This window comes from Rhodococcus sp. NS-SX18 (assembly GCF_057367935.1).
In genome coordinates, this window is the sequence record NZ_CM170633.1 from 1,234,648 (window position 1) to 1,258,320 (window position 23,673).

21 protein-coding genes are annotated in these 23,673 nt (G+C 69.8%); 10 read left to right on the forward strand and 11 right to left on the reverse strand.

Annotation, left to right across the window (positions count from 1 at the left end; genetic code table 11):
- Positions 1–10: 10 nt before the first annotated feature.
- The 7 genes from AC2IPW_RS05770 to AC2IPW_RS05800 are packed head-to-tail and all read right to left on the reverse strand — an operon-like array spanning position 11 to position 7,072.
- A complete protein-coding gene (locus tag AC2IPW_RS05770) occupies positions 11–763 on the reverse strand; it encodes an enoyl-CoA hydratase/isomerase family protein (protein ID WP_486376481.1) in 753 nt (250 codons plus the stop codon).
- A gap of 2 nt (positions 764–765) precedes the next feature.
- Positions 766–1,428, reverse strand: a complete 663-nt coding sequence (locus AC2IPW_RS05775) for a TetR/AcrR family transcriptional regulator (RefSeq protein WP_416062891.1) — start codon at positions 1,426–1,428, stop codon at positions 766–768.
- A 31-nt stretch (positions 1,429–1,459) separates the two neighbouring features.
- Positions 1,460–2,608, reverse strand: coding sequence for an acyl-CoA dehydrogenase family protein (locus tag AC2IPW_RS05780; protein WP_003936356.1), 1,149 nt, complete (start codon positions 2,606–2,608; stop codon positions 1,460–1,462).
- Between the two features lie 13 nt (positions 2,609–2,621).
- Positions 2,622–3,812 (reverse strand): acyl-CoA dehydrogenase family protein, encoded by a 1,191-nt coding sequence (locus AC2IPW_RS05785; protein ID WP_003936355.1) that lies wholly within the window; start codon positions 3,810–3,812, stop codon positions 2,622–2,624.
- Positions 3,809–5,479: a class I adenylate-forming enzyme family protein gene (locus AC2IPW_RS05790; RefSeq protein ID WP_486376482.1), complete on the reverse strand. Its 1,671-nt coding sequence runs from the start codon at positions 5,477–5,479 to the stop codon at positions 3,809–3,811. The genes AC2IPW_RS05785 and AC2IPW_RS05790 overlap by 4 nt, the downstream gene beginning before the upstream one ends.
- Before the next feature lie 28 nt (positions 5,480–5,507).
- Positions 5,508–6,239: an SDR family NAD(P)-dependent oxidoreductase gene (locus tag AC2IPW_RS05795; RefSeq protein ID WP_054372895.1), complete on the reverse strand. Its 732-nt coding sequence runs from the start codon at positions 6,237–6,239 to the stop codon at positions 5,508–5,510.
- A 38-nt stretch (positions 6,240–6,277) separates the two neighbouring features.
- Complete coding sequence (locus tag AC2IPW_RS05800) at positions 6,278–7,072, reverse strand: enoyl-CoA hydratase-related protein (protein ID WP_003936352.1); 795 nt, start codon at positions 7,070–7,072, stop codon at positions 6,278–6,280.
- Positions 7,073–7,289: 217 nt separating this feature from the next.
- Here AC2IPW_RS05800 and AC2IPW_RS05805 point away from each other — a divergent pair, with 217 nt between their 5' ends.
- Positions 7,290–8,138: a 3-hydroxyacyl-CoA dehydrogenase family protein gene (locus AC2IPW_RS05805; protein ID WP_486376483.1), complete on the forward strand. Its 849-nt coding sequence runs from the start codon at positions 7,290–7,292 to the stop codon at positions 8,136–8,138.
- A 76-nt stretch (positions 8,139–8,214) separates the two neighbouring features.
- Here AC2IPW_RS05805 and AC2IPW_RS05810 read toward each other — a convergent pair whose 3' ends face one another.
- From AC2IPW_RS05810 to AC2IPW_RS05820, 3 genes are all read right to left on the reverse strand, one after another.
- Positions 8,215–9,570, reverse strand: a complete 1,356-nt coding sequence (locus tag AC2IPW_RS05810; protein WP_003936350.1) for an MFS transporter — start codon at positions 9,568–9,570, stop codon at positions 8,215–8,217.
- 342 nt (positions 9,571–9,912) lie between these two features.
- Positions 9,913–11,064, reverse strand: a complete 1,152-nt coding sequence (locus AC2IPW_RS05815) for an acyl-CoA dehydrogenase family protein (protein ID WP_486376484.1) — start codon at positions 11,062–11,064, stop codon at positions 9,913–9,915.
- 188 nt (positions 11,065–11,252) lie between these two features.
- A complete protein-coding gene (locus AC2IPW_RS05820) occupies positions 11,253–13,430 on the reverse strand; it encodes an acyltransferase family protein (protein ID WP_486376485.1) in 2,178 nt (725 codons plus the stop codon).
- 119 nt (positions 13,431–13,549) lie between these two features.
- Here AC2IPW_RS05820 and AC2IPW_RS05825 point away from each other — a divergent pair, with 119 nt between their 5' ends.
- Both AC2IPW_RS05825 and AC2IPW_RS05830 read left to right on the forward strand, forming a co-directional pair.
- Positions 13,550–14,215, forward strand: a complete 666-nt coding sequence (locus AC2IPW_RS05825) for a universal stress protein (RefSeq protein ID WP_486376486.1) — start codon at positions 13,550–13,552, stop codon at positions 14,213–14,215.
- A gap of 64 nt (positions 14,216–14,279) precedes the next feature.
- Complete coding sequence (locus AC2IPW_RS05830) at positions 14,280–15,917, forward strand: Na+/H+ antiporter (protein ID WP_486376487.1); 1,638 nt, start codon at positions 14,280–14,282, stop codon at positions 15,915–15,917.
- A gap of 26 nt (positions 15,918–15,943) precedes the next feature.
- On the opposite strand, the gene AC2IPW_RS05835 is transcribed toward AC2IPW_RS05830, so the two are convergent.
- The gene (locus AC2IPW_RS05835; RefSeq protein WP_289377693.1) at positions 15,944–16,453 is read right to left on the reverse strand and encodes a DUF4385 domain-containing protein; all 510 of its coding nucleotides are present in this window, start codon (positions 16,451–16,453) and stop codon (positions 15,944–15,946) included.
- A gap of 179 nt (positions 16,454–16,632) precedes the next feature.
- Between AC2IPW_RS05835 and AC2IPW_RS05840 the strand changes: the two genes are divergently transcribed.
- From AC2IPW_RS05840 to AC2IPW_RS05870, 7 genes are all read left to right on the forward strand, one after another.
- Entirely contained in the window at positions 16,633–17,844 is a 1,212-nt protein-coding gene (locus AC2IPW_RS05840) for a sensor histidine kinase (protein WP_003936344.1), read from the forward strand.
- 88 nt (positions 17,845–17,932) lie between these two features.
- A complete protein-coding gene (locus AC2IPW_RS05845; protein ID WP_486376488.1) occupies positions 17,933–18,718 on the forward strand; it encodes a LytR/AlgR family response regulator transcription factor in 786 nt (261 codons plus the stop codon).
- A complete protein-coding gene (locus AC2IPW_RS05850) occupies positions 18,715–19,122 on the forward strand; it encodes a hypothetical protein (RefSeq protein ID WP_486376489.1) in 408 nt (135 codons plus the stop codon). Before AC2IPW_RS05845 ends, AC2IPW_RS05850 begins: the two co-directional genes overlap by 4 nt.
- Before the next feature lie 7 nt (positions 19,123–19,129).
- A complete protein-coding gene (locus tag AC2IPW_RS05855) occupies positions 19,130–20,941 on the forward strand; it encodes a sodium/solute symporter (RefSeq protein ID WP_486376490.1) in 1,812 nt (603 codons plus the stop codon).
- A 160-nt stretch (positions 20,942–21,101) separates the two neighbouring features.
- Entirely contained in the window at positions 21,102–21,464 is a 363-nt protein-coding gene (locus AC2IPW_RS05860; protein WP_054375053.1) for a DUF485 domain-containing protein, read from the forward strand.
- A 20-nt stretch (positions 21,465–21,484) separates the two neighbouring features.
- Entirely contained in the window at positions 21,485–23,119 is a 1,635-nt protein-coding gene (locus tag AC2IPW_RS05865; protein WP_054375054.1) for a solute symporter family protein, read from the forward strand.
- A 71-nt stretch (positions 23,120–23,190) separates the two neighbouring features.
- Entirely contained in the window at positions 23,191–23,622 is a 432-nt protein-coding gene (locus AC2IPW_RS05870; RefSeq protein ID WP_003936338.1) for a type II toxin-antitoxin system Rv0910 family toxin, read from the forward strand.
- Positions 23,623–23,673 lie beyond the last annotated feature (51 nt).

Sequence of the window (23,673 nt, forward strand, 5' to 3'; positions counted from 1 at the left end):
GCACGTCGGGCTACCGGGCGCGCGCGACGAATCCTGCCAGCAATCCGGCGGTGTCCGGCGTCTCGATCAGCCGGCTGATCTCGTCGAGTTCGCGGGCGAACCCGTCATCGCCTCGAGCTGCGACGATGCAGCGCTTGGCGGCCGCGTAGGCGGCGGGCGGCAGCTGCGCGAGTCGATCGGCCAAGGCTCGTGCCTCGGTCTCGACGTCGACGTCGGTAGCCCACTGCACGATTCCGAGCTGCTCGGCCGTACGGCCGGTGACCAGTTCGGCGCCGAGAACGAGCCGGTGCGCCACCGACGGACCGGCCAGCCGGGTGAGCCGTTGCGTGCCCCCCGCCCCGGGCAGGAGCCCGATTCCCACCTCGGGAAGCCCGAGCTTCACCGAGGCGCCCGCGACGCGGAAGTCGCACGCGAGGGCCAGCTCGAGGCCGCCTCCCGTGGCGGCACCGGCGAGGGCGGCCACCGAGGGCTTCGGCAGCGCCTCGATGCGGGCGAACACGTCCTGGAGCCGTGCGGTGAAGCGGCGCAGGCGTGCTCCCCGATCGGGCTTCGTGCTCCAGGACTCCATCATCGCGATGTCCGCGCCTGCGCAGAAGATCCGCCGGGCACTGCGGATGAGGACGGCCCGTACCGCGGGGTCCTCGCCCAGCGTCGTGACGGCCTCGGCCAGGGCGTCCGCCTGCGCCTCGTCGAGGGCGTTGGCGGGGGGACGGTCGAGGGTGATGATCCCGACGCTTTCTTCACGTGTGGTGGCGACGCTCACGGTTACTCCAGCAGGTGTCGGTAGCGGGTTCGGTGTGTCTGTGGCAGAACGGTGTTGAGCACGAACCGGGTCTGCAGCCGGATGTAGTCGTCGAGGCTGTAGACCCGGCCGAAATGCCAGTGCTTGAGCGCCCAGCCGTGGGCGAGCAACACCAGGTCGAAGACCATCAGGTCGACGTCGACGGGGTTCATGATGCCGGCGTCGATGCCCTCGGTCAGCACCGCACGCAGCGGTGCGGAGGTGGCGATCTCGAGCCGCTTGAGCTTCTCCCTCCCGGCCGGGTCGAGCGTGCGGCTCTCGCGGTAGGTCAGGGCCACGGCGTCGAGGTTCTCGTCGACGATCTCGACGAATCGACGGATCCCCGCGGCCAGGCGCTCCACGGGGTCCGGGCCGGCCGCCGCCATCGCGGGTTCGAGCTGATCCCGGAACGCGTCCAGGATGGCGGTGATGGTGGCGAGGAGGATCTCCTCCTTGTTGCCGAAGTACTTGTAGAGCAGTCCCACGCTGACGTTCGCCTCGTCGGCCAGCGCCTGCATGGACATCTGATGGAACCCTGTGCGCTGCATCACCTTCGCGGCAGCGGTCAGGATCTGCCTGCGCCGGGAGTTCGCACGGACCGCGCGCACGGCCTCGTCGATCGGCAGCTCGCTGGGATCGGCCGACATGGACGTCCTCCTCGTCGCTCGGGACGGCCGCTCAGATCCCGAGATCCTTGGCGACGATCGTCTTCATGATTTCGGTGGTGCCGCCGTAGATGGTCTGGATGCGGGCATCGACGAACGCGCGTGCCACCGCGTATTCGCGCATGTACCCGTAGCCGCCGTGCAACTGCAGGCACCGGTCCGCGACCCGGACCTGCAGTTCGGTGGCCCACCACTTCAGTCGCGCCGCGCGGGCGGCGGTGAGCTCGCCGGCAACGTGCTCGGCGATGCAGTCGTCGAGGAAGGTGCGGGCCAGATCCAGCTCCGTGGCCAGTTCGGCCAGCACGAACTGGGTGTTCTGGAAGCTCGAGACCGGCTTGCCGAACGCCTTGCGCTCCCTGACGTAGGTGAGGGTCTCGGCGAACACGCCCTCCGCCGCGGCGACCGCGCCGATCGCGAGCGACAACCGTTCCTGCGGCAGGTTGTGCACGAGCTGGTAGAAGCCCTGTCCCTCCTCGCCGAGCCGGTTCGCGACCGGGACCCGCATGTCCGTGAAGGCCAGCTCGCTGGTGTCCTGTGCGTGCAGGCCGATCTTCTCCAGATTGCGCCCACGGGAGAAACCGGCGGTGCCGGCCTCGACGACGAGCAGGGTCAGGCCCTTGTGCGGGTCGTCGGAGGTGCGGGTCGCGACGACGAACAGGTCGCCGTTCTGCCCGTTGGAGATGAACGTCTTGGCGCCGTCGACCACGTAGTGGTCGCCGTCGCGCACCGCGGAGGTGCGGATGCCGGTCAGGTCGCTGCCGGTGCCGGGTTCGGTCATTGCGATGCCGAGGACGGTCTCGCCGCTGACCACGCCGGGCAGCCAGCGGGCCTTCTGCTCGTCGGTGGTCATGTCGGTCAGGTACGGCAGCACGACGTCGTTCTGCAGCGAGAACGCGATCCCGGCGGCGGCGTTGCCCGCCCGGTTGACCTCCTCGATCAGGATGGCGTTGTAGCGGAAGTCGTCGACGCCGGGGCCGCCGTACTCCTCCGGGACCGGGAAACCGAGCAGGCCCAGCTTGCCGGCCTCGGTGAACAGGGACCGGTCGAGACAGCTCGCCCGTTCCCAGTCCTCGTGCACCGGGGTGATCTTGTCTCGGACGAAGTTCCGGACGACCTCGCGGAACTGCAGGTGCTCGGACTCGTGGATCAATCGTGCGTTCATGGTGGGATTCCTGTCAGCGGAAGGCGTTTTCGCCGGTGAAGGCCTGACCGAGCACCAGCTGGTGCATCTCGGGGGTGCCCTCGTAGGTGAGCACGGACTCGAGGTTGACCATGTGCCGGATGACGGGGTACTCGAGGGAGATGCCGTTGCCGCCGAGGATGGTTCGCGCAGTGCGGCAGATCTCGATGGCCTCGCGGGTGTTGTTGAGCTTGCCGAAGCTCACCTGCTCGGGCCGCAGCCCGACGCTGTCCTTCAGCCGGCCGAGGTGCAGCGACAGCAACTGGCCTTTGTGCAGTTCGACGGCCATGTCGGCGAGCTTGGCCTGGGTGAGCTGGAATCCGCCGATGGGGCGGCCGAACTGGGTGCGCTGCATCGAGTAGTCGCGCGCGGCCTCCCACGCCGAGCGCGCCGCGCCCATCGCACCCCAGATGATGCCGTACCGCGCCTCGGACAGGCTCTGCAGCGGCGCCTTGACGCCCTTGCCCTCGGGCAGCAGCGCGTCGGCAGGTAGGCGCACGTTGTCCAGTACGAGTTCGCCGGTGACCGAGGCGCGCAGCGACAACTTGTGCTTGATCGTGTTCGCGCTGAAACCGGGTGTGTCGGTCGGCACGACGAAGCCACGCACGCCCTCGTCGGTGTTCGCCCAGACCACGGCGACGTCGGCGATGGAGCCGTTGGTGATCCACATCTTGCGACCGTCGAGGACCCAGTCGGACCCGTCCCGGCGGGCGCGGGTCTTCATTGCGGCAGGGTCGGAGCCCACGTCCGGTTCGGTCAGGCCGAAGCAGCCGATGATCTCGCCCGCCGCCATCCCCGGCAGCCAGCGCTGCTTCTGCTCCTCGGAACCGTTGTTCCAGATCGAGAACATCGCGAGCGAGCCCTGCACCGAGACCAGCGAGCGGATGCCGGAATCGGCGGCCTCGAGTTCCAGGCAGGCGAGGCCGTAGTGCACGGCGGACGAACCGCCGCACCCGTAGCCCTCGAGGTGCATGCCGAGTACACCGAGCTTGCCGAATTCGCGGGTGAGTTCCCGGATCCCGGGCAGGTCCCCGGCCTCGAACCACTCCGCGATGTGCGGAGCGACGTGCTCGGTGCAGAACCTGCGGACGGTGTCGCGGACGGCGAGCTCGTCGTCGGAGTAGAGCGAGTCGATGGTGAGCGGGTCGCGGGCGTCGAACTCGGGGAGGGTGGTGGCGGTGCTCATCGGGTCATCCTCGAGTCGGAGGGAGTGGAGAAGAGGCCGCCGGCGAACTCGGCCGCGGCGGCTTCGGTGGCCTTGTAATGCAGCTTCTTGCCGGTGGGGGAGACGGGCAGCGTCTCGACGAACCGGTAGGCGCGCGGCCGCTTGAACGACGAGAGCATCGGGTGGGAGCGGCAGTGGGCGTCGAGGTGTTCGACCGTCAGCGCGGGATCCGCCGCGACGACGTAGGCGACGACGATGCGTCCCCACTTCTCGTCCGGAACTCCGACGACGAGCGAATCCTGTACCTGCGCATGGGCGTTGAGTGCCTCTTCCACCTGCACCGGGTGGACGTTCTCGCCGCCGGAGATGAGCATGTCGTCCTTGCGCCCGACGATGGTGACGAACTCGTCGGCGTCCCAGGTGGCGAGGTCGCCGATGTGCAGCCAGCCCTGATGGAACTTGGCCTTCTCCTGGTCAGGGGTGTCGAAGTAGGCGTTGGCACACTTGGGGGAGCGGACGATGACCTCACCGACGTCGTTGCCGTCACGCGCGACGACGTCGTCGGGCTCGGCGAGCCGATCCGGGTAGACGTGCACGACGCGTACGTCGTCGTCGGTGCAGGCGCGGCCGGCGCTGCCGGCGCGGTCGGGCAGGTCGGCCGGCCGCAGGAAGGTGTTCCAGAACGCTTCGGTGGTGCCGTAGCCGTTGAAGATCCGGGGGTTGAGCACCTTCTGGTAGTGCAGCGCCGCCTCCTTCTCGAGCGGCGCGCCCATCGTGACGATGCCGCGCAGGCTGGACAGGTCGCGGGGGCGTGCCTCCTGGGCGGCGGCGAGCATGGCGAGATTGGTCGGTGCGCCGATGAGGAAGGTCAGTCCGTACTCGGCGACGAGGTCGAGGACCCGGTCGGCGTCGAACGACCGCAGCGGCACCACTTCACCGCCGACGTAGAACGTCGGGTTGGGCCCGCCCGCGTGCAGGCCGCCGCGGTGGAACCACGGGGTCATGTTGAGCGTCTTGTCGTCGGGGCCGAGCGGGAAGTGCATGATCACGTCGTGCGCGCTGAAGATCTCGATCATGCTGTTGAGCGGCACGCCTTTCGGCATGCCCGTAGTGCCGGAGGTGTAGAGACGGGTGGTCTCGTCCCACACCGTGCGATGCAGCGGCGGTAGTGCAATGCGGTCGGCGGCCAGGTGCCGGTACCGCATCACCGTGACGCCGGCGGCTTCGACCGTGGCGCCGTCGCCGACGGCCACGATCACCCTCGGGGTGTGCGCTGCGAGCCGCAACGCCTCCTGCACCATGTCGGTGAGTTCGGTGTCGTAGACGAACACCGCAGGGGTGCACTTGTCGAGGACGAACGCCGTCTCGCCGGCCGCCAGCCGGAAGTTCACCGGCGAGCCGACCGCCCCCACGGCCTGCGTCGCGAGGTAGAGCTCGGCGAATTCGACGCCGTTGAACAGCTGGTAGGCGACGACGTCCCCGGTCCGCACCCCTGCGTCCGCCAGGCCCGTCGCGATCCGGTCGACGCGCTCCCCGAGCTGCGCGTAGGTCCACTGCCGCCCGGTGCCGGGGTCGCTCAGAGCGATCTGGTTCGCGTAACGCTTGGTGTTGCGCCGGAATCCGTTGAGGTACGTGAAGTCGTTCTCGAAGTACTCCCGGTAGGCCCGGGCGTTGTACGACGCGCTCATGGTGTCCGTCCTTCCTCGGTGGCCCGCGTCAGCCGGCCATCGTGAGGCCGCCGCTGACGCTGATCACCTGACCGGTGACGAACGACGCGGCCTCCGACGCGAAGAACAGCACGGGGGCGGCGACTTCGTCGGGCCGGGCGAGCCGGCGGAACGGGATGGCCTTGATCAGTGCGGCCTTGAGCTTCTCGTCCTGCGCCTGGAACAGCGGGGTGTCGGTGGGGCCGGGGCACACGCAGTTGACGTTGATGCCGTGCCGCGCCATCTCGCGGGCGAGGGACTTGGTGAGCGCGATGACGCCGCCCTTCGCTCCGGCGTAGATCGACTCGCCGGAGCTGCCGACACGGCCGGCGTCGGAGGCGAGGTTGATCACGCGGCCGCCCTTGCCGGCTTCGATGATGCCGGGCAGGAAGGCGCTGCACACGTGTACCGGGCCGAGGTAGTTGATCGCCACGACCTTCTGCGCGAATTCGGTTGTGGCGTTGAGGAACTGATCCGTGCGATCCCAGCCGGCGGCGTTGACGAGCACGTTCGGCACGCCGACCTCGGCATGGGTGCGCTCGCGCAGCTCGTCGACCTGGGCGCGATCGGCGATGTCCACCGGCAGGGCGGTGATCAGCTCGGGGTACTCCTTGGCGGTGGCCTCGGCGGCGGCGAGGTCGAGGTCGGCGGCGACCACGCGGTCGCCCTGTGCGGCGAAAGCCAGCGCGATGGCCTTGCCGATGCCGGATCCGGCGCCGGTGACCAGTGCGATGTTGCTCATGAGGGGTCCTCTCGGAAATCCGAAGTGGGGGATCGGGATCAGGCCTTGACGAACTTGGCGAAGTCGGCGGGCCGCTTCTCGGCGAAGGCCTGGGCGCCCTCGAGGCCCTCGTCGGACTTGCCGAACAGGTCGAGCGCAGACATCGCGAGGTTGCTCAGGCCGGCCTGGTGGTCGGTGTCCGCGTTGAACGACTGCTTGAGGAACTTGATGGCGGTGGGGCTCTTCTCGGCGATCTCGGCGGCGATCGCCTTGGCCTCGTCGAGCAGCTTGTCCTGCGGCACGACCCAGTTGACCAGGCCCCAGCGCTCGGCGGTGGCGGCGTCGTACTGGCGGCACAGGTACCAGATCTCGCGGGCGCGCTTCTCGCCGACCACGCGGGCGAGGAAGGCCGAGCCGAAACCGGCGTCGAACGATCCGACCTTCGGGCCGGCCTGGCCGAACTTGGCGTTCTCCGAGGCGATCGTGAGGTCGCACAGCACGTGCAGCACGTGCCCGCCGCCGACGGCGACACCGTTGACCGCGGCGATGACCGGCTTCGGGATGTCGCGAATCAGCTTGTGCAGGTATCCGATCTCGAACATCCCGCTCTCGGTGGGGCCGTAGTCGCCGGTCTCGGCGCGCTGCTTGACGTCGCCACCGGTGCAGAACGCCTTCTCGCCGGTGCCGGTGAGGATGATCGCCGAGACCCGGCTGTCGGCCCACGCGGCGCGGAACGCCTTGATGAGTTCCTCGACGGTCTTGCCGCGGAACGCGTTGTAGCGGTGCGGACGGTCGATCGTGATGATCGCCGCGGGGCCGTCGATCTCGTAGGTGATGTCCTCGAACACGGTCATGATGTCTCCTCGTCAGCGCAGGTCGGGTCAGGAATTGACGTTCTGTTCATGAGAGATGAATTTTGCTTCACTGTTTATGAACGTACATTCACCGAGGGAGGGTGTCAAGGGTCACACACCCCCGGTTTCGGAAGGCGGATATGCGGATGATCGTCGTCGACGGCTCCGCATGCCGTAGAAAGCGAATGACCCGATTCCTGGAGAAGAGGACCAGCAGATGACAGGACTTCCCGACCGTGTTGCCGTGATCGGCGGAGGCCGCATGGGCGTCGGCATCGCCCATGCCTTCGCCGCACTCGGGGCGACCGTGACCGTGTCCGAGACCGGCGACCTGGGCGCCGCACGAAAGCGGCTGACGGACAGCCTCTCCCGAGCGGCCGAGCGCGGCAAGCTCGTCGATCCGCTCGACGTGGTGGCCGACCGGGTCGCGTTCGTCGCGTCGATAGCCGAGCTGCCCGGCGACACCCGGCTGCTCGTCGAGGCGGTGCCCGAGGATCCCGGCCTGAAGAGGCGCGTGCTCGCCGACGCCGAGCGCGTCGTGCCCGACGACGCGGTGATCGCCACCAACACCAGCTCGCTGTCGCCGACGGAGCTGGGCGCCGCCTTGAGAAACCGGTCCCGGTTCCTGGGCATGCACTTCTTCAATCCGGTGCCCGCGTCGGAGCTGGTGGAGATCGTGCGCGCCGACACGACCTCCGATGCGCTGGTGCGCGACGTCGCGGGCTGGGTGGAGCTGCTCGGCAAGACGCCTGTGGTGGTGTGCGATTCGCCGGGCTTCGCCACCAGCCGCCTCGGCGTGCTGCTCGGACTGGAAGCGATCCGGATGCTCGAGGAGGGCGTGGCCGACGCCGAGTCGATCGACCGGGCAATGGAATTGGGATACAAGCATCCGATGGGCCCGCTGCGCTCGACGGATCTCGTGGGGCTGGACGTCCGGCTGGCCGTCGCGGAGTATCTGCACGGCGCCCTCGGCGAGCGGTTCGCCCCGCCGCAGTTGCTGCGCGACAAGGTGGCTCGCGGCGAACTCGGCCGCAAGTCCGGCCGCGGCTTCTACGACTGGGGCTGAGCGAGCAAGAATTGGACGTCCACGCACGAACGAGGGCGGGTCCGTATCCACGGACCCGCCCTCGTGCCGGGTGCGGTCAGTCGACGGTCACCATGGCCGCCCGGTGCGTGTCGCTCGGGCTCGTCGCGAGGGTTTCGTGACGGGTGGGCACCAGCACGGTGAGGCCCGCGCCGAGCAGCGCAATGCCCGCGAAGATGTAGAAGGCGATATTGCTGCTCAGTCCGGCGCCGAGGATCAGCCCACCGACGAGCGGCCCGAAGATCCCACCGAGACGGCCGAATCCGGCGCACCACGCCACGCCGGCGGCGCGTGCCGTGGTCGAGTAGTAGTTGGCGACGAAGCCGTAGATGAGGATCTGGGTGCCGATCCCACCGATGCCGGCAGCCGCGACCGCGCCGAGCAGCACCGCCAGCGGCAGGTCGAGAGTGAGCACGACGAGCGACAGCACCGCGAGCAGGAACGTGGCGACGATGACCCGTTGCGGGCCGGTGCGGTCCGCCGTCCGCGAGGCGAGCACAACGCCGGCGATCGCGCCGCCGTTGAGCACCAGTAGGAACGCCAGCGAGTTCTTCGCGTCGAACCCGGCGTTCTCCATGATCTTCGGCAACCAGGTGTTGAGCCCGTAGGTGAGCATGATGCCGCCGAAGCTCATCAGGCCGAGCAGTGCGGTGCCGAGCGCGTACCGGCGGGTCGCCAGCGCGGCGAATCCGACCTTCTGGGCGCCCGCCCGCTCGACGGTGAGTTCTTCGGCGGTCGGAGACGGGATGCCGGTGCGTGCGGTGATCGCGTGGGCCTCGTCGATCCGGCCACGGGCGACGAGCCAGCGGGGCGACTCGGGAAGCCTCAGCAGCACGAGCGGCAGCAGGATCACGAGGGGCAGCGCTCCGATCCAGAACAGGCCGCGCCAGCCGATGGCGTCCCGCAGCAGCAGGGCGAGCAGCGACGCCATGACACCGCCGAGGGGGACGCCGCAGTAGACGATCGCGTTGTACATGTTCTTCTTGCTGGGCGGCGCGAACTCGGCGACCACTGCACCGGCGGTGGCGATGAGTCCACCCACGCCGATCCCGGTGAGCAGTCGCATGGCGCCGAACATCGTGACGGAGTGGGTCATCGCCGCGGCGGCCATGCCCACGGAGAACCACGTGATGCTGATCAGCGTCAGCTTTCGGCGGCCGACGCGGTCGCCGAAGGCGCCGGCGAGCAAGGCGCCGATCAGGACCCCGATCAGGGCGTACGAGCCGAGCATCCCGGCCTGTTCGGCAGAGACGGCACCGAGCTGGGTCGGATCCTTCATGAGGATCGGGAGGATGGTTCCGTACACGACCAGGTCGTATCCGTCGAATACGAGCGCTGCCGTCGCGAGGGCGACGATCCAGGTCACCGAGCGCCGATGCTGCGCACTGGTCCAGTCGGCCGAGACAGGGGGCATGAGAACTCCGTGTGTTCTGGGGCGAGTTTTCGCCGGGGCGGGTCGGCCCGCCGGAGCGACAGTGACGAATGAGCGGAAATTCTCAGTGGATGAATGCTCATTCATTGTGTTCGACCGGAACGATAGTGTGGTGCATGTCACTCTGTCAAGGGTGCGCGTCAGGCGGTGCCGGGGCCCGTGCCCCTGCCCCTGTCTGGTGCCCCTGCCTCGGACGTCCAGGGCCGGTCACGCACAACGCTCGACCGGGAGACCCCGGCCGAGCGTTGTGCGTGATCTACTGCCCGCCGATGCGGCGACGAGCCCCGGCTTTGCTGTCGATGTCGCCCCGCCGTCGTGGACGGCCTAGAGGAACGCGCTGATGCTGGTCTCGGCGCGGCCGATCAGCAGCTTCTGGATCTGGCTGGTGCCCTCGTACAGGGTCATCACGCGGGCGTCGCGCATGTATTTGGCGACGGGGTACTCGTCGACGTAGCCGTAACCGCCGAAGAGCTGGATCGCATTGTTGGCGGCTCGCACCGCGGCCTCGCTGCAGAAGTACTTCGCCTTGGATGCGGCGGTGCCGAACGGTTCTCCGCGCTCGATGAGATCGGCTGCCCGCCAGGTCAGTAGGCGGCCGGCGTCGGCGTCGACGGACATGTCCGCGATCATGTCCTGGATTAGCTGGTACGAGGCGATGGGCCGGTCGAACTGCTTGCGGTTCGTTGCGTAGTCGACGGCGGCCTCGAGGCAGCCCTGGATGATGCCGACGCAGCCGGCGCCGACCGAGACCCGGCCCTTGTCCAGCGAGTGCATGGCGATCGAGAAGCCCTGGCCCTCCTCGCCGAGCAGCGCGCTCGCGGGCACCTTCATGTCGGTGAAGTACAGCTCCGCGGTGGCCTGGCCGCGCAGGCCGAGCTTGCCGTGGATCTCCCGGGCCTCGAAGCCCGGGGTGTCGGTGGGGACCAGGAAGGCGGACACGCCCTTCGGGCCGGGGCCGCCGGTGCGGGCGAAGACCAGGCACAGGTTCGCCCACGTTCCGTTGGTGATGAAGATCTTCGACCCGTTGACGATGTAGTGGTCGCCGTCGCGCACCGCGCGGGTCTTCAGATGTCCGGGGTCGGAGCCGTTGTCGGGTTCGGTGAGGCCGAAGCACGCGAGCGCCTCGCCCGAAGCGATGCGCGGCAGCCACTCGTGCTTCTGCTCCTCGGTGCCGTGGGACAGAATCACCTTGCCCACCAAGCCCATCGAGACGGACACGATGCCGCGCACGGCGGAGTCGGCACGGCCGAGTTCCTCCATGCCGAGGCAGTAGGTGATGTAGTCGCCGCCGAGGCCGCCGTACTCCTCGGGGATGGTCAGCCCGAAGAATCCGATCTCGGCGAGCTTGGGCACGATCGAGATGTCGACCGATTCGGCGCGGTCCCATGCGGCCCGGTGCGGGATCACCTCCTTGTCGAGGAACTCGCGTGCGAGTTGCCGGAAACTCTGCTGCTCCTCCGTCAACGCCAGATCCATGTCGACTCCTTGCTGGGGGCACCACCGGGCCTTCGGGGCGGGGTGCGTCGGATTCCGAAAAGTACACGAGCAAAATGAATGCTCATTCACCTAGCGTGAATATAGATTCGTTTCTCGGGACGTGTCAAGGGCGCGGTGCAATGGCACGCGGGTAGCGGTGCCGGTTCGGATGCCGCGCCCGGCGCAGCTCACCACCAGCCGGTGGCGATACCGATCTGCCGGTCCAGTTCCGGGGTGAGGCTGCGCACGTAGGTCGCGGCCAGGTGGTGTGAGTCGTGGTAGACGAGGATGTTGCCCTCGGCCACCCGGCAGATCGCCGTGTCGCAGACGGCGTCGGACAGATCGAGCGCACGGACCGTCGGCAGCCCCGCGGCGGCGTCGAACGTCGGGTTCTCCGCAGACGGAACCGCGTCCCGCGGCATGCCGCACGACGTCGCGTCCCCGCCCTCGGCGAGGCAGTCGACGGCGCTGTACGGCACCCCGTCGTGGTGCAGCCACGGCGTGTCACGAATGCCCAGGAACGGCAGCCCGTAGTCGGCGAGCCGCTCCCACACCGCCACGTAGTCGCCGGGGGTGTAGTCGCCCGGCCCGTCCGGTCGCGGACGGGTGGCGGTGGAGAACACCCAGTCCGGAGGCTCCTCGCGGAGCCGGTCGAGCACGTCCCGGGACCAGTCCCGGCAGTCGGGGTACGGCTGGTCGCCGAGCATCGGTTCGTCGGCGAGCGTGAGCGGGCAACCCATCTTCAGGTAGGTGACGAGGCGCACGCCGCGTGATTGCCCGATCTCGTCCAGTGCCGTGAGCCAGTGCTCCGCATGGGAACTACCCGCGAGGGCGACGGTGCGTTCCGCGGCCGGATCCCCGTAGGTGCACACGATCACGTCCCGAGTGCTCAGGTCGGAGATGCAGCCGTCGTACGTCGAGGGGGGAAGATCGTTGGGTGCCTCGAGCAACGTCGGACGCATCGGCGCGTCGGGAGTGAACGCCCCGTCGGTCAGGCTCGCGGCGCCCGGATAGCGGGCCGGATCGAGGTCGCCGACCCGCGTCGCCGTCTCCGGATTGTGCGTCACATACCACTGCCAGGCCGCTGCGCAGGTCACGACGGTGAGCCCTGCCGTCAGCACCAGAGCCGTGGCCGCTCGGGACGCGAGGGGACGTGCACCCCCTTCGACGGCGGGGCGGGGCGACTTCCGCAGGGGTGACTCGATCCAGGTGTGCGTCAGCCACGCCAGGACGAGCGAGACACCGAGGACCACCAGTCCGCCGAGTGGTCCCACGGCCGGCCGATCCCGCCACGAGAGGTAGAAGATCAGCACCGGCCAGTGCCACAGGTACAGCGCGTACGCGATCCGTCCCAGCGCGAGGAGGGGGCGCGAGGCGAGGATGCGGCTCGCGCCGGGTCCTCGCGTGGTGTGGGCACCCGCGAGCACGAGCGCGGCGGTCGCCCCCACGGGCACCAGGGCCGCCGGGCCCGGGAACACGTTCGCGCCGTCGAGGAACACCCCGCACGTCAGGACCAGCGCCAGCCCGGCGGCCGCGAGAAGCGAGCGCCGGCGACGCGGCAGCGACACCCGCCCGAGCGCGAGATACAGCAGCGAGCCCGCCAGCAGCTCCCACAACCGTGCGCCCGTGTCGTAGTACGCCCAGGCCTGTTCGGTGCGGGAGACGATCGTCGCGTAGAGGAACGACCCCACGAATCCGGCGGTGAGGACGACGGTGAGCACCGGCCGCGTGGCGTGCGGGCGGCCGCGTCGGCGGCACATCCAGGCGACGGCCGCCACCACCGTCAGCGCCAGCACGTAGAACTGGCCCTGCACCGACATGGACCACAGGTGCTGCATCGCGCTGACCGACGCGTCCGCCGCCTGGTAGTCGGCGGCCGTCCGGGCGAGATGCCAGTTCTGGACATAGAGCAGCGAGGCGAGCAGTTCCTCGACGGTGTCGCTCCACTGCGTGAAGGGCCGCCCGATCGCGGTCGCCACGGCGACCGCGGCCAGAACGACGACCAGCGCCGGCAGCAGCCGACGTGCGGTGCGGGCGACGGTCTGCGCCACCGGGGGTCCGCCGCTGTCGTCGGTCCGGCGCAGGAGCAGGCCCGTGAAGAAGAAGCCCGACAGCACGAGGAAGACGTCGACGCCCCCCGAGACGCGGCCGAACCAGAGGTGATAGACGACGACGAGTCCGATCGCCAGACCGCGGAGGCCGTCGAGGTCGTGCCGGTACCCCGCTGCCGACGACGCCTCGTGCCGCACGCTCGCGCCGAGTCGTCGGACGGTCGTCGCTTCCTGCAGCGCGGTGCGGTGCCCGCGCCCGGCAGGCGCACCCGCGGGGCGGGACGGGGGACGCGGCGTGGGGGACTCTGGATTCATAGCGGTTCCGTGGGCCTCGTCGGCCATTCACCAACCTATCAGCGAGACGCGCACGGGTACGTATCGCCCGATTTGTCCGCAGAGTCGGATTCCGGCCGGGGCTGTGTGATCATGGGGTGATGAATCCGGCAGTCCTCGTCGTCTTCCTGATCGTGTGGGCGCTGATCGGCCTGGTGACCGGTCTGTGGATGGCCAGACGCGGGCACGACCCGAGATGGACTCTGATCGCGGTCGCCCTGGGTCCGCTGTTCGTGCCGATCGCCTACGAACGTGTCGAACGGCAGCCACGGTCCGCTCGTCCCGAGTCCCCGACGACCGCGGTCCCCCCGAAACCGGACGGCCTGCGGGTGCTGATCGGCTTCGACGGATCGCCCCAGGCGCAGCAGGCGCTGCGGGAGGCCCGGGCGATCTTCGGTTCCCGGCTCGGCACGCTGATACTGGCGGAGGTGGTCTCGTTCGACACGGCGGTAGAGGACTGCGCCGAGGCGACGGACGAGGTGTCCGGGCGGCTCGCGGCGGCAACCGCGGACGTCACCGGCGTCGAGGTCCGACACGAAGTGCTGGCCGGGCCGCCGGGGGAGACGCTGTGCTGGTACGCCGCCGACGGTAAGGCGGACGTGATCGTCGTCGGCCGTCGCGGACGCGGAATGTCGCGGCGACTGCTGGGCAGCGTCTCCGCGCATCTCGTCGAGCACGCCCGGGTGCCGGTGCTGGTCGTCGAACCGGCCGCGCCCGAGTCGCCGTCCGCGCGGCCGTCCGGCCGAGAGGCCCCGTCGCACTCCTGACGCGCCCGCCCGGCGACCGGTTCGTCCGACGGCGCCGGACCCCCGCCCACGTCACAATCGACGGGTGAACGGGACCTGGATTCTGCTCGTCGTCATCGCCGCCATCGCCGTCACCGGTCTCGCCAACCGGAGCAACCTGCAGGCCCCCCTCGTCCTCGTGACCATCGGCTCGCTCGCGTCCTTCATTCCGGGAATGCCGCGGCTCGAGCTCCACCCCCACGTCATCCTCGGAGTGGTGCTGCCCCCGCTGCTCTACTCCGCGGCGCTGCGCTTCTCCGTCGCGACGTTCCGCAGACACCTCACCCCGATCCTGCGGCTCGGCATCTTCACGGTTCTCGCGACGGCGTTCGCCGTCGCGCTCTCCGCGTCCTGGCTCGTCCCGGAGCTGACCCTCGGGGCGGCGCTGGTGCTCGGTGCGGTGGTCGCGCCGACCGACGCGGTCAGCGCCGTCGCCGTGGGCCGGAAGCTCGGCCTGCCCAAGCGGGTGATCGCGGTGCTCACCGGTGAGGGCCTGGTCAACGATGCGACCGCCCTGACACTGTTCGCGGTCGCGGTGTCGGCGGTCGCCGGCACCCGGGTGTTCGCCACGGATTCCCCGGTGGCGTTCTTCGGCTACGAGGTGATCGGCGGCGTGGCGATCGGCCTGCTGCTCGCCACGGTGGTGCACCTGATCCGCAGCCGGATGTACGACTCTCCGCTGGAAACCGTGCTCGGGCTGGTCCTTCCGTTCACCGCCTACCTCGCCGCCGAGGAGATCGGGGCCTCCGGCGTGCTCGCCGTCGTCGCGGCCGGGCTGTACATGGGGCACCGCGCCACCGACGCGTCGGTGGCCACCCGGATCCAGGAGCGGGCCGTCTGGGAAAGCCTCGACATTCTGCTCGAGATGTTCGTCTTCGCCTACATGGGTCTGCAACTGAAGTTCGTGATCGACGAGGTCCGCGACAACGGACTCGACGTCCACGTCGCCTTCCTCTACGGCTTCGCGATCCTCGGCGTGGTGATCGCCGTGCGTCCCCTGTGGGTGCTGCTGCACTGGGCGCGGCGACGCCTCACGCGGAGCATCGGCCTGGACCGGCTGGGCCGGGACCAGTTCAGCGGACGTGAATACCTGGTCATCTCCTGGGCCGGGATGCGCGGGGTCGTGACCCTCGCCGCTGCCGGCGGCATCCCGTTCGTCCTCGCGTCCGGCGAGCCGTTTCCCGGACGCGAGATCGTCCAGGTGATCGCATTCGTCGTCGCGGTGGGCACGCTGCTCATCCAGGGCGCGACGATGCCGGCACTCATCCGCGCGCTGAACGTCGCCGACCCCTACGAGCGGCTCTACACCGAGGAACAGCTGGAACTCGCGCGGACCATCTCGACCACGGCGGCACGACAGCATCTCGCCGAGCTCGGAGCGAATCCTCCGGCCGGCGTGGACGCCGACGACTTGCAGCGCATCCTCGACCGGGTGAACAGGTCGATACAGGCCCGCGCCGAGGCGCAGCAGGTGGAGGACGCGGGGGAACGCGACCCGTCCGTGCTGCAAGCGGCCGCACTGTTCGAAACGCTCCGGCGCTCGGTGCTGCGTGCCCAGCGGCAGGCTCTGATCGCCGCGCGCGACGACGGCGACCTCGACGACGAGACCTTGCGCACGGTGCTGGAGGGACTCGACATCGAGGAGGCGGCCGCGGAGGAGCGGATCAACCGGCGGCGCCGCTGACCGTTCGCCCGGAGGCCGGCAGACGATCAGCCGTACAGGTCCCGGTGCTTCCGCCGCTGTTCGACGTACCGGGGCTCCGCCGCGGCACGGTCCCACGCCTGCTTGAACACCTCTGCGGCCGCAGCCTTCTCCTCGTCCTCGGGACCCCGGGGGAGCTCCGCGCGGCCGTGCGCACCGCTGCGGCCCCGGCGGTCCCGCGGGACGGGTCCGTCGTACTTGCGGCCACCCGGACGAGCGGCATACCGCCGCGCCCGCGTGTACCCCATCTGGAGGAACTTGCGGGCCATGTCCGCGCCGACGAAATCCCCCTCGTCGAGATACGAGAAGAACATCGTCAGGATCGTCTCGGCACTCGCCCGGGCCTGCTCGACCGTCGCGAATCGCCAGTGCGGCAGCAACTCCGACTTGTACGGTTCGACCTTCAGCACGCCCTGCTCCCCACGGCCGACGCGGTAGAGGTGCGGCTGCCGGCGCAGGTCGAGATTCGCGTAGTCGAGCGAGTAGTCGAACGGGCGGGGCCCACGTCGAGCGGTCACCCCCGGAAGTCTCCCACGGCCGGTTCGTGGCCGCGCCGGCTTCGGTTTCCTGCCCCTTCCCGTGCTCTGCACACGCGGCAACTCGTAGCGTGGAGCCATGACCGACCCGCTCGACCGTGCACGCGCTCAGCCCTCGTCTCCGGCCGGATGCCCGAACACCGGCCGGAACCGGTGACGCGGTGAACGGGACGGTCGTCGCGCTGCTCGCCGTCGCGCTGCTCGTCGTCGCCGGCGTCGCCGCACTGTGGCTGCGCACCCGGCGCGGCCTGACCACCCCGGCCGAGCGCGCCGTGCACGCCACCCTGCACACCGCCTCGCTCGCCGCGCGGCCGCTGCGGCGGGGCCTCGACGCGACGTCCGCGCAGGAGGCCGCCCCGCACCTGCGCTCCCTCACCGGCACGCCCGCCGTCGCGCTCGTCGACGCAGACGGCACCTGCCTGGCGTGGAGCGGCCCCTTCGAGGGGCTGTCCGAGCAGTTGCTCGCCGCCGCACATCGCGCGATCGCCGAGGACCGGCGCGTCCTCGTCGGTCACGGCGACCTCCGGCGGGGCGCCGACGATCAGGCCGCGCGGGCCGTCGTCGTACAGCCGCTCGTCATCGACGGCGTCGGGGTCGTCGGCGCGCTCGGCGTCGTCACGACCACCGAACCCGGGCCGGCCCTGCTCGGTGTGCTCACCGAGGTCGCCCGTTACGCCTGCAGCCAGATCGAACTCGCCGAACTCGACGCCTCCCGCGCCCGCCTCGACCGCGCCGAGGTGCGGGCCCTGCGCGCGCAGATCAGCCCGCACTTCATCTACAACGCCCTCGGTACCGTCGCGTCCTTCGTGCGCACCGACCCCGAACGCGCCCGCGAACTGCTCCTCGAATTCGCCGACTTCACCCGGTACTCGTTCCGGGCGGCCGGGGAGTACACGCTGCTCGCCGACGAACTGCGCAACATCGACCGCTACCTCACGCTCGAACGGGCCCGCTTCGGCAACGCCCTCGAGGTGCGGTTGCAGGTCGCGCCGGAGGTCCTGAACGTGGTGCTGCCGTTCCTCGCCCTGCAACCCCTCGTCGAGAACGCCGTGCGGCACGGCATCGCCGGCAAGAGCACCCGCACCGGCACCATCAGCATCGTTGCCGCGGACGAGGGCACCGACTGCGTCATCAGCGTCGAGGACGACGGCGTCGGAATGGATCCCGAACTCCTGCGCTCGGGCGACCTCGACGCCGAGGGACAAGGTCGCACCAGCGCGAAGGAGGCGGCGCACGTCGGACTCGCCAACGTCGACGACCGCCTGCGCGCGGCGTTCGGCAACGACTACGGCCTCGTCGTCGAGACGGCTCCCGGGGCCGGGACGAAGGTCAGCATGCGGGTACCGAAGTTCCGTCCCGGGATCCGGGCATGACGCGACCCTTCCGTCACCCGGTCACCCTGTGCGCGAGTGGCCCGGTCCGCTCCGCTCGGGCGGTCCGGCATGGCACGATGGACCGGCTGTGAACGACACCACCGACACCCTCACCGTGCTGGCCGTCGACGACGAACCGCCGGCCCTCGACGAGCTCGCGTATCTGCTGCGGCGGCGCGAGGAGATCGGCCACGTCCACACCGCGGGCGAGGCGACGACCGCGCTGCGGCTGCTGCGCGACGGCGGAATCGACGCGGTGTTCCTCGACATCAACATGCCCGGCCTCGACGGCCTCGAGCTCGCCGGCATCCTGCGCAACTTCGCGAACCCGCCCGCCGTCGTGTTCGTGACCGCACACGACGACCGGGCCGTGGCGGCGTTCGACCTCGGGGCCGTCGACTACCTGCTCAAACCCCTGCGCGAGGAACGGCTCGCGGAGGCGGTGCGCCGCATCGCCGAGCGCCGCACCCGCGGAACCGAATCCGCTACCACGGGTGCAGCGACCTCGGACGAGGTGATCCCCGTCGAACTCGGCGGCGTGACCACCCTGGTGCCGCGGTCGTCGGTGCAGTGGGTCGAGGCCGACGGCGACTACGCACGCCTGCATACCGGCACCGGCTCCCACCTCGTGCGCATCCCCATCTCCACGCTCGAGAGCCGCTGGGCCGACGCCGGGTTCCTGCGGGTGCACCGCTCCTACCTCGTGGCGCTGCCCCTGGTGACCGGCATCCGCAGCGTCGGTTCCGGCCTCGTGGTGTGCCTGCGCGCCGAGGAGGGCAAGCCGGCCGTCGAACTGCCAGTGAGCCGTCGTCACACCCGCGAACTCAAGGACCGCCTGATCCGCGGCCCGATGCAGACCTGGACGAGCAGATGAGTCCGTCCGGCGGCTCACCCTCGCGCAGCTCGGGCGGCAGTTCGGGCGGCCCGCCGCCGCGGGAACGGGTGGTGCTCGCCCAGCGCCGCGGCGCCCGCATTGTGCGCACCCGCGTGGAGGTCCAGGAACAGACCGAGGTCGGGGAGGCGATGGTGCGCGGCCTGGTCCGCGCCCAGCTCGGCCTCGCCGCACGGCTCGCGCTCGTCGCGGTGTGTCTGCTGTGCGCCCTGCCCGTGCTGTTCCACTTCGTGCCGCACCTGACGGACGTGACCGTGCTCGGCATCCGGTTGCCGTGGCTGCTGCTCGGGTTCGTCGGATATCCGCTGCTGCTCGGCATCGGCCGGCTCTACGTCCGCCTGGCCGAACGCAACGAGCAGGACTTCACCGACCTGGTCGACGACTGAGCGGCTCATGGATACCGGTTCGATCCCCGTCGCCACCGTCGTCGGTCTCGTCGCCGCTGCCGCCGCCACCGTCGCGATCGGCATCTACGGAGTCCGGCTGGCCCGCACCACCTCCGACTTCCTCATCGCCTCCCGCAGCGTCGGACCCCGGTGGAACGCCGCCGCGATCTCCGGTGAATACCTTTCCGCCGCCTCGTTTCTCGGCGTGGCCGGACTCATCGCCAAGTACGGCGCCGACGCCCTGTGGTACCCGGTGGGCTTCACCGCGGGCTACCTGGGTCTGCTGCTGTTCGTCGCCGCCCCGCTGCGCCGGTCCGGCGCCTACACCGTGCCGGACTTCGCGGAGTTCCGGCTCGGTGCGCGGTGGCTGCGCACCCTCTCGATGGTGATCGTCGCCGTCGTCTGTGTGCTCTACCTCGTCCCCCAGTTCCAGGGCGCGGGACTGACGCTGAACATCCTGCTCGGGGTTCCCGACTGGGTCGGCGTCGTCGCGGTCGCCCTGATCGTCGTCGGCAACGTCGTCGGCGGCGGCATGCGCTCGATCACCTTCGTCCAGGCGTTCCAGTACTGGCTCAAGCTCACCGCCGTCGCGGTGCCCGCCCTCGTGCTCGCCGTCCACTTCTTCGACGACGACCGCGCGGTCGGACAGCCGGCGCCGCCGACGGTCACCGAGCGCACCACCGTCGACGTCACCACCGATGTCGTCGTCCAGGTCGGCGAACCCCTCGCGGTCACAGCCACCGGCCGGGTCGACGGACGGACCGTGGACGGCACCGTGCTGCTCGCGCCCGGCGAGCACGAGGTGGCCGCCGGCACGGCGCTGGTGCTCGAACCCGGTGCGGCCGTGCCGGTAGTGGCCGGGGCGCCGGCCACCAACGACGACTGGGTCGCCCCCGGCGGAGGGATCGGGGGCGCCCACCCCATGTTCCAGGTGTATTCGCTGATCCTCGCCACCTTCCTCGGCACGATGGGATTGCCGCACGTGCTGGTGCGCTTCTACACCAACCCGGACGGGCGTGCGGCCCGCATGACGTCGCTCGCGGTGATCGCCCTGCTCGGGGTGTTCTACCTGTTCCCGACGCTGCTCGGGGTGTTCGCACGCCTGTACGTGCCGCAACTGCTCATCACGGGCCGCTCCGACGCGGCCGTGCTGCTGCTGCCGGGGTCGGTGCTCTCCGGATTAGGGGGCCAGCTGCTCGCCGCGCTCGTCGCGGCAGGGGCGATCGCGGCGTTCCTGTCCACGTCCTCGGGATTGCTGGTCAGCGTCGCCGGCGTCCTCTCCACCGACGTGCTGCGGGGACGCGTGCGCGACTTCCGGATCGCGGCCGTCCTCGCCGGTCTGGTGCCCCTCGGGCTGTCGCTGGCGGTGACGTCGCTGGACCTGTCGCGGGCCGTGGGCCTGGTGTTCGCGGTGGCTGCCTCCACGCTGTGCCCGCTGCTGATGCTCGGTATCTGGTGGCGCGGGCTCACCGCCGCCGGCGCGGCCGCCGGCATGGTGACCGGCGCGGTGGTGGCCGGGGGCGCGGCGCTGGTCGTCGTGCTGGTACGGATCGATCCCGAGGCCGGTGGCGGGTGGGTCGCCGCCCTCGTCGGCTACCCGGCCGCGGTGAGTGTGCCGCTCGCGTTCGTCACCATGGTCGTCGTCAGCCTCGCCACCCGCACTCGCGTCCCGGCGGACGTCGGCCGGGTCTTCTCCCGCATGCACGTGCCCGAGCGGCTCGGGATGGGCAGGGACCGGGAACTCGGGGCGTTCGAGGACACCGGCGTTCCGGCGGAGCCTCTCGGACCGGGACGGCCGTCCCCGCGCGGGGAGCGCTGAGCCGCCACTCGTCGCGCCCGGCAGACCGTTCGCCGCACCGGGCGACAGCTCACCGTGTGACCGGTGCCACCTTCTTTCCGTGTGACTCTCGTCTCATTACGGTCTACTGGTAGTACGCCTCACAGGGGCGATCCCTGAAGCCACGACCAAGGAGTCGGCAGTGACCACAGCTCACCTCGGCAAGGGCGGGGCGATCGAACGCCGCACGCCCGATGCGCAGGACTTCGTCGACATGCAGGCGAGTCCGGAGTTCCAGGACTTGCGCCGCCGGCTCCGGCGGTTCGTCTTCCCGATGACGGCTCTCTTCCTCACCTGGTACTTCGTGTACGTCCTGCTGGCCACCTACGCCGCCGACTTCATGGCGACCAAGGTGCTCGGCAACATCAACCTCGGCCTGATCCTCGGACTCGGCCAGTTCGTCTCGACATTCGTCATCACCGCGCTCTACGTGCGGTTCGCCAATCGTGACCTGGATCCGCGTTCCGCCGCGATCCGCGAAGAGCTGGAAGGACCGGCCCAGTGACAACGAATGCGCTCGCGCATGTGACAGTTCTGGCCCAGGGTGCCACGGACGTCGGTAACCCCCTGTTCAACATCGCGATCTTCGTCGCGTTCGTCGTCGTGACGATGAGCCTGGTGATCCGGGCCAGCCGCTCGACCAAGAAGGCCTCCGACTTCTACACCGGCGGCGGGCAGTTCTCCGGCCCGCAGAACGGCTTCGCGATCGCCGGTGACTACCTGTCGGCCGCGTCGTTCCTGGGCATCGCCGGCGCCATCGCGGTCTACGGGTACGACGGCTTCCTGTACTCCATCGGCTTCCTCGTCGCCTGGCTCGTCGCCCTGCTGCTCGTCGCCGAACTGCTGCGTAACACCGGCCGATTCACCATGGCCGACGTGCTGAGCTTCCGGCTCAAGCAGCGGCCCGTGCGTATGGCCGCCGCGCTGTCCACCCTCGCGGTGTCGCTGTTCTACCTGCTGGCCCAGATGGCCGGTGCCGGTGGCCTCGTCGCGCTGCTGCTCAACATCGACGGCAAGCTCGGCCAGGGCATCGTCGTCGCCGTGGTCGGTGTCCTGATGATCGTGTACGTGCTCGTCGGCGGCATGAAGGGCACCACCTACGTGCAGATGGTCAAGGCCGTTCTGCTCGTCGCCGGCGCCGGCATCATGTTCGTGCTCGTGCTGTTCGCGGTCCGCGGCAACTTCTCGCAGTTGCTGGCCGACGCGCAGGCCATGGTCAACAGCTCCACCAACGAGGCCGTCGCCGGCCGGGACGTGCTCGCTCCGGGCGCCAAGTACGGCATCAGCGACATGACCCGTCTCGACTTCGTCTCGCTCGGCATCGCCCTGGTGCTCGGCACCGCCGGCCTGCCGCACGTGCTGATGCGCTTCTACACCGTGCCCACCGCCAAGGAGGCACGTCGCTCGGTGACCTGGGCCATCGCCCTCATCGGCGGGTTCTACCTGTTCACCCTGGTGCTCGGCTACGGCGCCGCCAAGCTGGTCGGACCGGACGTCATCCTCGGCGCCCCCGGCAAGGAGAATTCGGCCGCCCCGCTGCTCGCCTTCGAACTCGGCGGCACCATCTTCCTCGGCATCATCTCGGCCGTCGCGTTCGCCACGATCCTCGCGGTCGTCGCCGGCCTCGCGATCACCGCGTCCGCGTCCTTCGCCCACGACATCTACGCCAGCGTGATCAAGCGCGGCAACGCCTCCGAGGAGGACCAGGTGCGGGTCTCCCGCATCACCGTCGTGGTCATCGGTGTGGTCTCGATCGTGCTGGGCATCCTGGCGATGGGGCAGAACATCGCCTTCCTGGTGGCCCTGGCCTTCGCGGTCGCCGCCTCCGCCAACCTGCCGACGCTGCTGTACTCGCTGTTCTGGAAGAAGTTCAACACCACCGGCGCCCTGTTCAGCATCTACGGCGGCCTGATCAGCTGCCTGCTGCTCATCGCCTTCTCCCCGGCGGTGTCCGGCAAGCCGTCCTCGATGTTCCCGAACGTGGACTTCGCCCTCTTCCCGCTCGCCAACCCCGGCATCGTGTCGATCCCGCTGGCCTTCGCCCTCGGCGTCGTCGGCACCTTCATCGGCCGCCGCAAGCTGGAGGACCCGGCCAAGCAGGCCGAGATGGAGGTCCGTTCGCTCACCGGTGTCGGTGTGGAAAAGGCTGTCGCCCACTAGGCAACACTCACGGAGCGCGGGTTCGGGGTCGATCACCCCGGGCCCGCGCTTCGGCGTCTACGCTGCCGGGCATGGCCAAACTCGAGGTATCGACCGATCTCCCGCTCGAACCGCACGTGACCTGGGTGCGCGCGTCGGATCTGCACGGGTTCGACGAATGGCTGACCATCCACGACGGGTGGCGCAGCGACCTGCCGAGCGAACTCGTCGTCGGCACCACCGCCGAGTCGGTCGTGTCGGTGAAGGGCATGCGCAACCGGGTCGCGTGGACCGTCCGCGAGATCGACTCGCCGCACCATCTCGTCCTGCACGGTTCCGGTAAGGGCGGCACCCGCTTCAAGTTGCGGATGACGGTCCGGGCGGCCGGGGTCGGTTCCGTGCTCAGCCTGAACATCGACCTGGGTGGGGCGCCGCTGTTCGGGCCGATCGGTTCCGGAGTCGCGCGGGCCCTGCACGGCGACATCGAAGCCTCGCTGCGCCGGTTCGCCGAGCTGTACGGCTGAGTCGCCTATGAGGTGCGCCGAGGATGCACTTTTCGCGGGCGACACGCGGAG